Genomic DNA, 13,199 nt, shown 5'->3' with positions numbered 1-13,199 from the left:
ACTGGTGTTTTTGGCGGGTTTCGCTTATAAGCGCGTCAAAAGGGAGACAAAAGCCGCTCAAATTTTAGCGGTGTCCTAGCTTGTAAGCTCTTGTCCTTGACCGAAAACACTTGGTTTCACACGGACTTCACAGTGCGTGCCTAGGATTCGCCCCGTATTCAAAAAAGTACCGATAACCCCATTGGAGGTGCTCCTTGCATTCGTCCACGGAGGCGCTCGCGCCCGCAAAGCCCGGCTTTTCAGCCAATACTGTCAAAGTAGAACTGCTTTCTGGTCTTACCGTTGCTCTTGCTCTGGTGCCGGAAGCGGTTGCATTCGCATTTGTTGCAAAGGTTGAGCCGCTTGTTGGTCTCTATGCAGCGTTTATTGTTGGCATCATCACCGCTGTGTTCGGAGGCCGTCCGGGCATGATTTCCGGCGCGACCGGCGCACTTGCTGTTGTGATGGTTTCTCTTGTTGTGCAGCACGGTGTTGAGTACCTGTTTGCCGCTGTTGTGCTGATGGGCATTCTGCAGGTTTTCTTTGGCATTATGCGCTGGGGTAAGTTTATCCGCATGGTGCCGCATCCGGTGATGCTAGGCTTTGTGAACGGTCTTGCGATCGTGATTTTCCTTGCCCAGATGGGTCAGTTCCAGACTGTTGATGCGACAACCGGCGCAACCAGCTGGCTGGCTGGCATGGATATGGCGCTGATGCTTGGCCTTGTGGTTCTGACCATGGCAGTGATCTGGTTCCTGCCAAAGATCACCAACGTCATTCCTGCACCTCTGGCTGGTATTTTGGTGGTTTCTGCTATTGTGATCGGCCTTGGTCTGAATGTGCAGACCGTGGGTGATCTGGCTCCTATCGCCGGTGGCCTGCCTGAGTTTCACATTCCAATGGTTCCGCTGACCATGGAAACTTTCATGATCATCCTGCCATACTCCGTTATTCTGGCAGCGATTGGTCTGATTGAGAGCCTTCTGACGCTGAACCTTGTTGCTGACATGACTGGTACACGTGGCGGTGCTTCCAAAGAGTGTGTGGCACAGGGTGCTGCAAACGTTGTGACCGGCTTCTTCGGCGGCATGGGTGGCTGTGCGATGATCGGTCAGTCCATGATCAACGTGAAGTCCGGTGGTCGTACCCGTCTTGCAGGTATTGCTGCAGCGCTTTTCCTGCTGAGCTTCATTCTGTTCGCTGCTCCGCTGATTGAGCAGATCCCACTGGCTGCGCTGGTTGGTGTGATGTTCATGGTGGTGATCGGCACCTTTGCATGGAACACCTTCAAGATCCTGCACAAGATCCCACGGACCGACGCCATCGTGATTGCGCTGGTGACCGGCGTGACCGTGTACTCTGACCTTGCTGTGGCAGTTGTGGTTGGCGTGATTGTTTCTGCGCTGGCTTATGCGTGGAACGCATCCAAGCGTATTGATGCACAGACAACAACCAACTCTGATGGCTGGAAGATCTACAAGCTGGAAGGCCCGCTGTTCTTCGGTTCTGCGGCTGGTTTCCAGGAAATCTTTGATCCTCAGTCTGATCCGGATGATGTGATTGTCGACTTCATCAACTCCCGCGTGGTGGACCATTCCGGTCTGGCAGCGATTGATGCACTGGCGACCCGTTATGAGCAGGCAGGCAAAACGCTGCATCTGCGTCACCTGTCTCCAGACTGTAAGGACCTGCTGCACAAGGCTGGCAGCATGGTTGAAGTCGCTGTTCTGGAAGATCCGCATTACGGTGTTGCGGTAGACTATGATGCTGAGATGCAAGAGACCAAACCAGCGACCAGCTGATCTTGCTGATACATGTTGAAAAAGAAAAGGCGGAGCTGTTGGCTCCGCCTTTTTTATTGGTCAACTGCGGGTGGACTTAACCGCGCTGACCATGACCGTGACCGTAGCCACCTTTGCGGTCCTTCTGACCTTTGCGCCAATCCTTCTTCATCTTTTTGAAGTCAGCTGATGTGATGACGCCGTCGTTGTTGCGGTCCATGCGTTTCATCATGGTTGCTGTTGGTGCGAAAAACTCTTCCTGAGTGACTTTCAGATCGCCATCAGCATCCAGACGCTGGAAGGAGCGGACGTACATTGGTTCTTTGAACTCAGCGGCAATTGTTCTGAAGCCTGCCAGATCAACCGGTCCGTTTGCGAAGAGCTTGTCGGCTAGTTTGCCCAGTTCTTCAGATGAGATCTTGCCGTTCTTGTCCAGATCCACCTTGGCGAACATTGCGCGCATCATTTCACCGCGCATGCCTTTGCCACCGTGCTTGCCAAAGCCCATCATGCCCTGCTCGCGTGGGCCATCGCCCCAGCTGCCTTTGCCTTGCATGCCGTCGCCCTGCTTGCCATCACGTGGACCTTTCTGCCAGCCATCCTTGCCTGGTTTGCCGTCACGAGGGCCATCGCCCCAGCCGCCTTTACCGCCTTTGCCGTCCTGCATCTTGGCCATGCGGTCGCCCATGCGCTTTTTCATCTTGTCCATGCGCGCGGTCATGCGTTCAGCCTGCGCGAGGAACTCTTCGCGGGTGACCTGACCATCGCCATTGACGTCAAAGCGCTGGAAGATGCGGACGGAGCGGTCTTTGCTGCGCTCAGCTGCACGATCTGCTGCGAAGACTTTCCATTCTTCCAGGGTGATCACGCCGTCGCCAGCGGTGTCTGCTTTTGCAAAGTCAGCTTTGCGCTTGGTTTCAATTTCGGCAGCAGTGACAGAGCCATCTTTGTTTGCATCAAAATTTGTAAAGAACTGGGAAGACATTTTCTTGCCGAAGCCACCACCGAAACCCGGAGCAGCCATGGCAGGAGACAGAGCGGTACCAGCAATGATTGCAGCTACAGAACCAGCCAAAATAGTTTTAAAATTCATCATGTCGTGTTCTCCTAATCATCAAAGCCTAAAACGAGGGGAAGGTTTGTGTGAGTGTGCTTCGATGAACACAACGTAGGAGGCATCTGTCGCAAAACTACACCAGAAAACACGTTGTTTTGTCACAGGATTTACCAGAGTATCGGGTTGTGACAGTTTGATACATTTTTGAGTGCCAAGCCACTTTCGCTGGCTTTGGGATTGCGGCATAAGTTAGGCATCCCATAGTCTATTGTTTCTCACCGCGCATGAGAGGCGGGGCACAAAGCGAGGACGCATGTCTCAAAGTACAGCACATATTCTTATCGTCGACGATCATCGTGATATCCGGGAGAGCCTTGCCCGGTATCTGACGAAGAATAATATGCGTACCACTGTGGCTGAAAGCGCTGCTGCTGCCCGCAAGGTGCTCAAGAACTCTTCCATAGATCTGGTGGTGCTGGACATCATGATGCCGGGTGAAGACGGGCTTTCCCTGTGCCGCCATCTGGTGGAGACCAATCAGGCCCCAGTTATTCTGCTAACCGCCATGGCTGAGGACACGGACCGTGTTGTCGGCCTTGAGATTGGGGCAGATGACTATGTGACCAAGCCTTTCAACCCGCGTGAGCTGCTGGCCCGTATCCGCGCTGTTTTGCGCCGTGCAAGCAGTGTGCCGCGGGAACGTGATCCAATTGAGACTGAAAAACTGGCGTTCAACGGCTGGATGCTGGACACAGCACGCCGTGAGCTCATTGACCCGGAACAGGTTGCTGTGCCGCTGTCTTCCGGTGAGTTCCAATTGTTGCTGGCGTTTTTGAAGCGGCCTCGTGTGGTTCTTTCCCGCGAGCAGCTGCTGGACCTGACCTCAGGCCGTTCTCTGGGCGTGTTTGACCGGTCCATCGACAATCAGGTTTCTCGCTTGCGCCGCAAGATCGAGATTGATCCTAAGAATCCGGAATTGATCAAGACTGTCTGGGGGGGCGGTTACACCTTTACGGGTGAAGTCAAAGAAGTCACCGCATGAAGTTTTTGAAATACCTTATCCCTCGCCGCCTTGCACCTCAGCTGATCCTGCTGCTGCTGGCTGCGCTGATCTTTTCGCAGGTTGTCAGCTTTGTGCTGCTTGGCCGGGAACGTCAGTTCGCACTGGCTAATCTGGCCCGTGACAATGCACTGTGGCGGACGGCCAATGTGGTCAAGCTGCTGGAGGCGACCCCTCCCCGTTTGCAAAAGCAGATTTTGCGTACTGTTTCCAACACACGGACCCGCTTCAGCATAGGTGATACGCCCGTTGTGGCGGATACCGGTGGTGACGAGCGTATGGAAGAGTTGCTTGCCAACTATCTGAAACGCCGGCTGGACCATGACAGGCAGACCCGCGTTGCGGTGGTCTACAATGACCGTGCGCAGCCGGACTTCAAGGATAAGTTTCGTGATAACGGGCGTCCTCCTCCACCGGAAGGACGGGAGCGATCGCCGCATGGCAGTATGCAGGCGATGCATGACCGGCGGGATGACTTCTTCAAGAAGTATCGCTGGTTCTCGCTCAAAGGCGTGCAGCTGTTTGCTGCTATTGAGCTGATGAACGGCAAGTGGCTGAACATCGAGAGCAACTTCCGTCTGCCGAAAGCTTCCATTGTGCCGATCATGCTACCGATCTTTATCATGGCAGCGCTGACCATTCTGATCGTCTGGGTCTCTGTCTATCGCCTGACCAAGCCGCTCAGGACGCTGGAAACTGCGGCTAATGATCTGGGGCGTGGTGCGGATGCCAAACCGCTGAAAGAGGCTGGCCCTGCGGAGGTGCGGGCTGTGACCCGCTCCTTCAATCAGATGCAGGAGCGACTGACACGCTTCATCTCTGACCGGACCCGTATGCTGGCGGCGATCAGTCATGACTTGCGCACACCGATCACCTCTTTGCGGATCCGTGCTGAGTTCATTGAGGATGATGAAGACCGCGAGCGCATGATCGCCACGCTGGATGAAATGCAGGCGATGGTGGAAGAAACGCTTGCCTTTACTCGCGAAGATTCCAAACAGGAAGAACTGCGCTCTGTTGATCTGGGTGGTTTGCTGGAAAGCATCGCCAATGATCAGGAGGACATGGGCAACCATGTGAATGTGGAAGCGCAGAGCCGCGTAGTGCTGAAGTGTCGTCCGATAGCCTTGAAGCGTGCATTCCAGAACCTGATCGGCAATGCGATCCGGTATGGTGAAGAAGCTGAGGTGAGCTTCCGCGTTGATGAAGCTCATGCTGAGATCCGGATCTCTGACAGAGGCCCAGGCATTCCGCAGAACCGGCTAGAAGATGTGTTTGAGCCATTCGTGCGCCTTGAAGAATCCCGCAATGAGGAAACCGGCGGTATCGGGCTTGGCCTTGCGATCACCCGTAGCATCATCCATGCTCAGGGTGGTACCATTCGTCTTGAAAACGGCGAAGAAAAAGGTCTCATTGCTATTGTGAGACTTCCGCTTTAAGGGCTCTGTCCCCCAATACATTGTAAGTGAGATTAAAGCTTCTGTTACTCTAGCAGAACGCTTTGTCTCACATGTCTGCTGGCCGCTTCGTCACTGCTCTGCATAACAACAAAAAGCAGAGCACATGACAGATAAAATCTCCCCCAAACTCTTAGTCCCAGCACTTGATACAGCCTCAAATGCCGGTACTTCCGCCACAACACTGGCACAAGCCGGATACAAAGCCGTTGGGCGTTATTACTCCCGGTACAGCTGGAAACAACTGACCAGATCCGAAGCTTCAGAGCTCTTCACCGCAGATATGGACATCTTTGTAGTCTACGAAGACAACAATGATGCTCCCTCTTATTTCTCAGCTGACATTGGAAACCAGCAAGCGTTGCGGGCGCTTTATCAGGCAGATGCAGTTATCCAACAGCCCCGGCAAACCGGCATCTATTTTGCTGTCGATTATGATGCCTCAAGTTACGACTACACGCATTACATCAGGCCATATCTGAGAGCGATCAACGAGGTGTTTGCCTCCTTTGGTTACCCATATCATGTCGGTATTTATGGCAATGGAATCGTTTGCTCCTGTGCCAAAGATGATGGCCTTGCGAAGCTGACGTGGCTTTCTCAATCAACCGGTTACTATGGCTATCAGGAATACAAAGAGTCTGGTGACTGGAACATCCTGCAAGGTCCCTATGTGACAATTGCCGGTACTCAGTACGATCAGGACACGCTTAATCTAAATCGAGGCTCCTATGGTGGCTTTGGCAGTTTTGCAACTCCCTCCTGCTCCAACTGAGGCGTAAACCACCTCTCCGCCCATCCTTTCATGCGCAGCGTATAACTTCGCTAACCATTGGAACTGATGGGCTTTCACGGCCCTTCTCTCACGTTCGTCATCACTCTGCATAACAATAAGAAGCAGAGAAGCCATGACTGACGATAAAGGCATCAAGACCGAACCTGCCGTTGATACAGCTACAATTGTGGAAGTGCTGGCGAATGCAATCGCCAAGAAAGGGTATAAGGCCGTTGGGCGTTACTACTCCTTTTCCAAATGGAAGCAACTGAAACCAACTGAGGCCCAGCAGCTGATTGCTGCGGGCCTTTCTATCATCACCGTTTACGAGGATAGCAACGACAGGCCCTCGTCCTTCACCGGAGCGACGGGCTCACAGCAGGCACATCAGGCGCTGCATCTTGCGCAGGAGGTGATCAGACAGCCCAAAGGCTCCGGCATCTACTTTGCCGTCGATTACGATGCCTCTTATTACGACTATGTCCACTACATCAAACCCTATTTTCAGGCGATCCAGTCCGTCTTTAAGGAGGCAGGCGATCCTTATCGAATAGGTGTTTATGGGAATGGGTTGGTCAGCGACCATGCACTGAAAGATGGTCTTGTTGAGCTGACGTGGCTCAGTCAATCCACAGGCTTTCGGGATTATGAGAAATTTCGCAAGAGCAGGAAGTGGAACATCCTGCAAGGCGATAGTGTCAAGATCAATGGCACTGACTTTGACAGTGACACGATCAATCTGAGCAATGGAGACTTTGGCGGCTTCACAAACCTTACGCCCAAGGCTGACAGCTAATCTCTGCCAATATAGGGAAGAAGCCTGCGCAGCCTTACAGAACTGCGCAGGTGGTGTTTATCAGGCTGATGCGGCGAACTTCGCCTTGGCTTCAAGGCGGCGTTTATGCAGCACTGGTTCTGTGTAACCGCTTGGCTGGATGCGGCCTTTGAAGACCAGATCACATGCAGCCTGGAAGGCGACGGAGTTGTCAAAGTCAGGCGCCATGTTGTGATAGGCCGGGTCGCCTGCATTCTGCTCATCCACCACAGCAGCCATGCGCTTCATGATCTCCAGCACCTGCTCTTCAGAGCAGACATTGTGGTGCAGCCAGTTGGCGATGTGCTGCGAGGAGATGCGGCAGGTTGCGCGGTCTTCCATCAAAGCCACATTATGGATGTCCGGCACTTTGGAGCAGCCGACACCGTGCTCTACCCAGCGCACAACGTATCCAAGGATGCCTTGCGCGTTGTTCTCAACTTCTGCCTGAATGTCTTCCGGTGTCCAGTTTGGATTGGTGGCAACCGGAATGGACAGGATATCATCCAGCTTTGCAGGTTCACGGGTCGACAGTTCTTCCTGAACGGCTGGTACACAGACCTGATGGTAGTGCATGGCATGCAGGGTTGCTGCGGTTGGCGATGGCACCCATGCGGTGTTAGCGCCCGCTTTTGGATGGCTGATCTTCTGCTCCAGCATGGTGTGCATCAGGTCTGGCATGGCCCACATGCCTTTGCCGATTTGCGCATGCTCACGCAGACCACAGGCAAGGCCGGTGTCTACATTGTGGTTCTCATAAGCGCTGATCCATGTGGCCTGCTTCATGTCCGCCTTGCGGATCATTGGGCCAGCTTCCATGGAGGTGTGGATCTCGTCACCAGTGCGGTCAAGGAAGCCGGTGTTGATGAAGCATACACGAGACTTGGCGGCACGGATGCACTCTTTGAGGTTGACCGTGGTGCGGCGTTCCTCATCCATGATACCCATTTTCAAGGTGTTGCGTGGCAGCTCCAAAACATGTTCCACGCGGCCAAACAGCTCGTCCGCGAAAGCAACTTCTTCCGGGCCGTGCATCTTTGGCTTCACGATGTAAACGGAGCCGGTTACGGAGTTCATGTTGCGGGCAGTTGCACCTTCACGCAGGCCGATATCGTGGATCGCGCAGAGGGAGGTCACCATAGCGTCCATGATGCCTTCAAAGACCTCATTGCCATCCTCATCAAGGATCGCCGGGTTGGTCATGAGATGACCGACGTTCCGCACCAGCATGAGGGAGCGGCCCTTCAGCGCCAGAGCATCGCCCTGCGCATCGGTGTAGTGACGGTCACCATTCAAGGCACGGGTGAAGGTTTTGCCGCCTTTGCTAACTTCTTCTTTCAGGTCGCCATTCATCAGGCCCAGCCAGTTACAGTAGGCCAGTGCTTTGTCTTCACCGTCTACAGCTGCAACAGAGTCTTCGCAGTCCATGATGGTGGAGATGGCAGATTCCAGAATGATATCGCTGATGCCTGCTTTATCAGCTGCACCGATCGGGCTGGAGCGGTCAAACAGTACATCAAAATGCAGGCCGTTTTTCTGCAGCAGGATGGACTTTGGCTCGTCCTTGTTACCAGCATAGCCAACAAACCCGAGTGGGTCCTGCAGGCCTGCCATGTCGCCGTTTTCCAGCGTCAGAGCCAGTGAGCCACCCATAATGGCAAACTCGGTGACGTCAGCCCAGCTGCCCTCATCCAGAGGCAGAGCCTCATCCAGCTTCTTGCGGGCATAGGCGATGACTTCTGCGCCGCGCGCTTCGTCGTATCCGCCTGCCTGAGGGGTGGAGCCCATGGCGTCGGTGCCGTAAAGCGCATCATACAGGGAACCCCAACGCGCATTGGCAGCGTTGAGGGCGTAGCGCGCATTCATGACAGGCACAACGAGCTGAGGACCGGCGATCTCTGCGATTTCCGGGTCGACGTTGGCTGTATCAACGTCGAAGCTTTCACCTTCAGGCAGCAGGTAGCCAAGTTCTTTGAGGAAGGTTTTGTAGGTTTCCAGATCAATCGTGTCCGGGTTGGCTTTGTGCCAGTCGTCGATCTTGGTCTGGATGTCTTCACGGATCTGGAGCAGTTCGCGGTTGCGTGGTGTCAGATCCTTGATGATCTGCGCGAAGCCTTCCCAAAACTGGTCGGATGTCACTCCGGTGCCCGGAAGAGCCTCCTTCTCTACGAAATTGTAGAGTTCCGGTGAAACCTGAAGTGATGCAACACTTACTCTTTGCGACATGGGTCCCCCTCGTTTTGTCATTTTTAGCAGGATATGCCGTCACTTCCTGCCGCTGAGTTTTCCAGACCAGACCCTTGCAAATTCAATCTCAAGTTTCAATGCATCAATTCGTTACCGTACTGCTCAAAACACAGGTGATTGATTGGGTTGGCTGAGATTTCATAGGTAAGGCTTTGATTTTGGTGGTATTTCGGCTGGTTTTGCAAGCAGCTATGGAAGGCTGGTACATACTTGACGAAACCTCTACAGCCCTTGCGGAAAATAGCCTTGCATTTATTTGGGGCAAGGTGAAGTCTGTTTGTACCTTTCCTGCGGGTACTCCCACCCGCCTTTTGACAGTGAGTTTACATGCCTATCCTTAGCTCCCTCTACAGCAGACCGATGCTGCTTCTGGTGTTGACCACTCTCATGTGGAGCGGCAACGCAGTGGCGGGTCAGCTTGCGGTGGGACACGTGTCACCCATGGTGATCGTGTTTTTAAGATGGGCGATTGTGGCCGGGCTGATGAGCATGATTGCTTGGCGTGATCTTGTGGCTTCATGGGCGCAGATCCGCCCTCACCTGATCAGCATTGCCCTGATGGCTGCCTTCGGCTTTTCCGGTTTTAATGGCTTGTTCTATCTGGCTGCTCACAACACCACCGCGGTGAACATGGGTATTTTGCAGGGTTCTATTCCGATGATCGTTGTGGTGGGGGCTTACTTCCTGTTTGGGTCGAAAGTGACGCTGATCCAGTTCATCGGTATTTTGCTGACCTTGCTGGGCGTTTTTGTTGTGGCCAGTCAGGGAAGTCTTGAGGTTCTGTTGAACCTGCACATCAATCCGGGTGACGCTCTGATGCTGGTGGCTGCCGTGTTTTATGCTGGCTATACGCTTGCACTGCGCAACAGACCCAAGGTGCCTGCACTCGCCTTTTTTGCGGTGATGGCGTTTGTTGCGGCTTTGGTTTCCGTGCCGATGCTGGCGATTGAGTACAGTCAGGAGACGCTGGCGTGGCCAACATTCCAAGGCTGGCTGGTTATTCTTTACATCTCCTTCTGTCCGTCCTTCCTCGCACAGATTTTCTATATGCGGGGCGTGGAATTGATTGGGCCAAACCGGGCGGGCGTGTTCGTCAATCTAGTGCCTGTGTTTGCCTCTGTGATGGCGATTATTCTGCTGGGCGAAGTGTTTGCATTCTACAACGGTGCGGCTTTGGCACTGGTGCTGGGTGGCATCTGGATTGCGGAGAAGTTCGCCTGGGAGAAACGGTTCACAAAAGCCAAAGCCTGATCCTCGACAAGAGGATCGTTACAACATAACAGGTGCATTACTCACAGACTGCAAAGTCTACTGTTTTAGTAGACTTTGTTTTTGTGCTAAGTAACGCAAAAGTGTTGTTGTGTCGTGTTCAGCCACCTGTCAGCCAGACATGCACGCCTCGTAACTAAAAGTTCCATCGCGCTCTTTGCCTAAATCCGATTTTTCCGGTGCCTCAAAAGCGCAATTGTACATCCAGAGGTTTGCGTTGGCTGTGTCTACCGGTCTTCCACCTACAGATATTCCTGCCTCCGAGCATGCGGGCATCCCTGCGCGCTTTGCTGGGCTGATTGCTGCGGCCCATCCTGATGGGGGCAAGCTGGTTTCAGCGCGGGCAATCACTGCGCCAACCGAGCATGTGGTGGCAGCGGAACTGCGAGAGTTTTCTGGATTTGACAGCAACTTTGCTCTGGTTGCCAAGCATATGATCGACTTCATCAAGGAAGATCGTGGTGCACCAACCACCAAAATTGCAGCCAGTCTTGCGCTGAAGACCATGTGTCAGACACTGCTCAACCGGATCTCGGTGACCTATCTGCTGACCGGGCGAGCTCCACGCATTGATGAGCTGCGGTTTGTACTGCATGGCAAAGGGCCGTGGGTTGAGGTGTTCTTTGATCCGCGTCTTTCAGAAGAAGATTTTGAGCTGAACCCGGATCAGGGGCCTGCGGAGCTGTTTGCGCTTTCCATCTGCCTTGAGGAGATCATTCAGGTCTTCCACCGCGAGCTAGGGCGGCGGAAAGTGGCACCATCAGTGTTCTATTCCACCGTTGCCATCTCGATCACCTCTCCGTTTCTGGTGCTGCGTCGCCATGGGGCCAAGCCGACTGAGGTGGCCAGCCTCATGCGGGCTTATCTGGCGAGCCTTGGGAAGAAGATCAATGGCGGGGTTGTCTGGCGGCAACGTGAGCATGAAGGGCGGATAGAATATGCGCCCCGACGCAAGGCGTGCTGCCTGAAGTATGTTCTCCCCTCCAAACCGCATTTGTGCTCAACATGCTCGCGCAGCACTGAGACCACGTTCTTTGATGAGGTCGAAGGCCCGGTGGGCGGCCATTCCTTGCCGGATGGCCGCTAGACCCAGCTTACTTCGTTGCGGTTTGCTTGCCGATATCCGGCAGTGTCACAATACGGTTTCCGCGCAGATCACTTGCACAGATGATAAAGCCCTGCTCTTCCATATGGGTGAGCAGCCAACGGGCGCGGCCCGGTGATCGGGTGCCGTAGGCTTTTGCAATCTCCAGATCTTCCGGGCATGGCTCATCTGCGAACGCGGCTTTTGCCAGCAGAAGGTATACACCGCGCATTTCTTCAGGCAGCTGTCCTGCAATCACTTCTGCCTGCTGCCAATCCCCTTCCTCGACTTCCTTCTTATCGACACCTGCGCGGGCCACGGAAAGGAGTTTGCGGAACTTGGCGAGATCCTGCGACTTTAAGCGCTCAATACGGCAACGGACCTGGAAGTCCTGATAGAGCTGGGAAACTGGCGCGAAAGCAGCTTCAGGGTCTTCGAGGATTTTGCCGATGATTTCCTGATATTGCTGGTTCTTCTCTTCCAGATTGAAGAGATCTTCTGGCTCGGCTTCAACCACTTCCTTATGCTGCGCCTGCATGTTGCTGGCAGCGGTTTGGGAGAGCTGCAACATCACATCCTTTGCGGAAGGCGCAGCCACGCGGTTGTTGTGCAGCACCGGATCGTTTTCTGTCGCTGTGAAGATCAGTTCAGCCGCTGTTTCAACGGGCTGGTTCGGCATTGGCATCAGCTTTGGAGAACCACCACGGCTGCCGGTGACAACTTCACCGATCACCACTTTTTGCGGTCGGCGGGTCATGGCAGGGCCGAGGGAGATGAACTGTCCACGTTCCAAATTTCGGAACTGTTCTGCCTGACGGCGGTCCATACCTAACAAATCAGATGCGCGGGCCATGTCGATATCGAGGAAGGTACGACCCATCAGGAAGTTGGAGGCTTCCGCAGCCACGTTCTTGGCCAACTTCGCCAGACGCTGGGTTGCGATGATGCCTGCCAGACCACGCTTACGGCCACGACACATGAGGTTGGTCATGGCCATCAGGGACAGGCGGCGTGCTTCTTCTCCGTAATCACCTGACGCAGAAGGCGCGAAGAGCTGCGCTTCATCCACCACGACGAGGACAGGATACCAGTACTGGCGATCGGAATCGAACAGGCCGTTCATGAAAGCAGCGGCGGCTTTGAGCTGTTTGTCCGGCTCCAGATGTTCCAGATTAAGCACTACAGAGATGCGGTGCTGGCGCACGCGGGCCGCGATCATGGTGAGTTCGCGATCGTTCATGGTCGCTTCAATCACCACATGCCCGAACTCATCAGCCAGCGATACGAAATCCCCTTCCGGGTCGATCACAACCTGCTGAACCCAAGGCGCGCTCTGTTCCATAAGGCGACGCAGCAAGTGCGATTTACCCGATCCGGAGTTCCCCTGGACGAGCAGTCGCGTGGCAAGCAATTCTTCAAGATCGACAACACTGGAGGTACCATGGGGGGTGACACCCATTTCGATGCTGACCGTCATTCAAAATCTCTTGTTGTGCCGTTTCAAGGCAGTGATTAACCGTGGTTCCGGCAATATCGGAGTGCTGGGAGGCGCACCAAAATCCATGATTCTTGCGGAAATAGCAAAGCCCGCAGTAGCGTTCTTTTGCTTTCCCACAAGTGGTCGGTGCGGCCATCAGACCAGCGCAATATTGGCAGTAAAGTCCTGAGAGCCAATG

Annotated in this window: 10 protein-coding genes; 7 read left to right on the top strand and 3 right to left on the bottom strand. The window is 54.1% G+C overall.

What is annotated here, in order from left to right; genetic code table 11:
• The first annotated feature begins 194 nt into the window (after positions 1–194).
• Positions 195–1,781, top strand: coding sequence for a SulP family inorganic anion transporter (locus PSE_RS11735; protein WP_014285068.1), 1,587 nt, complete (start codon positions 195–197; stop codon positions 1,779–1,781).
• Between the two features lie 76 nt (positions 1,782–1,857).
• Here PSE_RS11735 and PSE_RS11730 read toward each other — a convergent pair whose 3' ends face one another.
• Positions 1,858–2,856, bottom strand: a complete 999-nt coding sequence (locus PSE_RS11730) for an EF-hand domain-containing protein (RefSeq protein WP_014285067.1) — start codon at positions 2,854–2,856, stop codon at positions 1,858–1,860.
• A 274-nt stretch (positions 2,857–3,130) separates the two neighbouring features.
• On the opposite strand from PSE_RS11730, the gene PSE_RS11725 reads away from it, so the two are divergent.
• The 4 genes from PSE_RS11725 (at position 3,131) to PSE_RS11710 (ending at position 6,905) form a co-directional block, all read left to right on the top strand.
• Positions 3,131–3,859 (top strand): response regulator, encoded by a 729-nt coding sequence (locus PSE_RS11725; RefSeq protein ID WP_014285066.1) that lies wholly within the window; start codon positions 3,131–3,133, stop codon positions 3,857–3,859.
• A complete protein-coding gene (locus PSE_RS11720; protein WP_014285065.1) occupies positions 3,856–5,316 on the top strand; it encodes an ATP-binding protein in 1,461 nt (486 codons plus the stop codon). Before PSE_RS11725 ends, PSE_RS11720 begins: the two co-directional genes overlap by 4 nt.
• A 124-nt stretch (positions 5,317–5,440) precedes the next feature.
• A complete protein-coding gene (locus PSE_RS11715) occupies positions 5,441–6,109 on the top strand; it encodes a DUF1906 domain-containing protein (protein WP_014285064.1) in 669 nt (222 codons plus the stop codon).
• A gap of 133 nt (positions 6,110–6,242) precedes the next feature.
• Positions 6,243–6,905 carry a DUF1906 domain-containing protein gene (locus PSE_RS11710; RefSeq protein WP_014285063.1) on the top strand — a complete coding sequence of 221 codons (663 nt, stop codon included), beginning with the start codon at positions 6,243–6,245 and terminating at the stop codon, positions 6,903–6,905.
• A gap of 60 nt (positions 6,906–6,965) precedes the next feature.
• On the opposite strand, the gene PSE_RS11705 is transcribed toward PSE_RS11710, so the two are convergent.
• The gene (locus PSE_RS11705) at positions 6,966–9,149 is read right to left on the bottom strand and encodes a malate synthase G (RefSeq protein WP_014285062.1); all 2,184 of its coding nucleotides are present in this window, start codon (positions 9,147–9,149) and stop codon (positions 6,966–6,968) included.
• 381 nt (positions 9,150–9,530) lie between these two features.
• Between PSE_RS11705 and PSE_RS11700 the strand changes: the two genes are divergently transcribed.
• Both PSE_RS11700 and PSE_RS11695 read left to right on the top strand, forming a co-directional pair.
• Positions 9,531–10,421, top strand: a complete 891-nt coding sequence (locus PSE_RS11700; protein WP_014285060.1) for a DMT family transporter — start codon at positions 9,531–9,533, stop codon at positions 10,419–10,421.
• Between the two features lie 241 nt (positions 10,422–10,662).
• Complete coding sequence (locus tag PSE_RS11695; protein ID WP_014285059.1) at positions 10,663–11,526, top strand: hypothetical protein; 864 nt, start codon at positions 10,663–10,665, stop codon at positions 11,524–11,526.
• Between the two features lie 7 nt (positions 11,527–11,533).
• On the opposite strand, the gene PSE_RS11690 is transcribed toward PSE_RS11695, so the two are convergent.
• A complete protein-coding gene (locus PSE_RS11690) occupies positions 11,534–13,000 on the bottom strand; it encodes an ATP-binding protein (protein ID WP_014285058.1) in 1,467 nt (488 codons plus the stop codon).
• Between the last annotated feature and the right edge of the window lie 199 nt (positions 13,001–13,199).

The organism is Pseudovibrio sp. FO-BEG1 (assembly GCF_000236645.1).
GTDB lineage: Bacteria > Pseudomonadota > Alphaproteobacteria > Rhizobiales > Stappiaceae > Pseudovibrio.
This window is presented reverse-complemented; position numbering and strand designations above follow the sequence as displayed.

Bases quoted from the DNA above. Each gene is read 5' to 3' on its own strand.
- PSE_RS11730 (WP_014285067.1), bottom strand. From the start codon at position 2,856: ATGATGAATTTTAAAACTATTTTGGCTGGTTCTGTAGCTGCAATCATT.
- PSE_RS11725 (WP_014285066.1), top strand. From the start codon at position 3,131: ATGTCTCAAAGTACAGCACATATTCTTATCGTCGACGATCATCGTGAT.
- PSE_RS11720 (WP_014285065.1), top strand. From the start codon at position 3,856: ATGAAGTTTTTGAAATACCTTATCCCTCGCCGCCTTGCACCTCAGCTG.
- PSE_RS11715 (WP_014285064.1), top strand. From the start codon at position 5,441: ATGACAGATAAAATCTCCCCCAAACTCTTAGTCCCAGCACTTGATACA.
- PSE_RS11710 (WP_014285063.1), top strand. From the start codon at position 6,243: ATGACTGACGATAAAGGCATCAAGACCGAACCTGCCGTTGATACAGCT.
- PSE_RS11705 (WP_014285062.1), bottom strand. From the start codon at position 9,149: ATGTCGCAAAGAGTAAGTGTTGCATCACTTCAGGTTTCACCGGAACTC.
- PSE_RS11700 (WP_014285060.1), top strand. From the start codon at position 9,531: ATGCTGCTTCTGGTGTTGACCACTCTCATGTGGAGCGGCAACGCAGTG.
- PSE_RS11690 (WP_014285058.1), bottom strand. From the start codon at position 13,000: ATGACGGTCAGCATCGAAATGGGTGTCACCCCCCATGGTACCTCCAGT.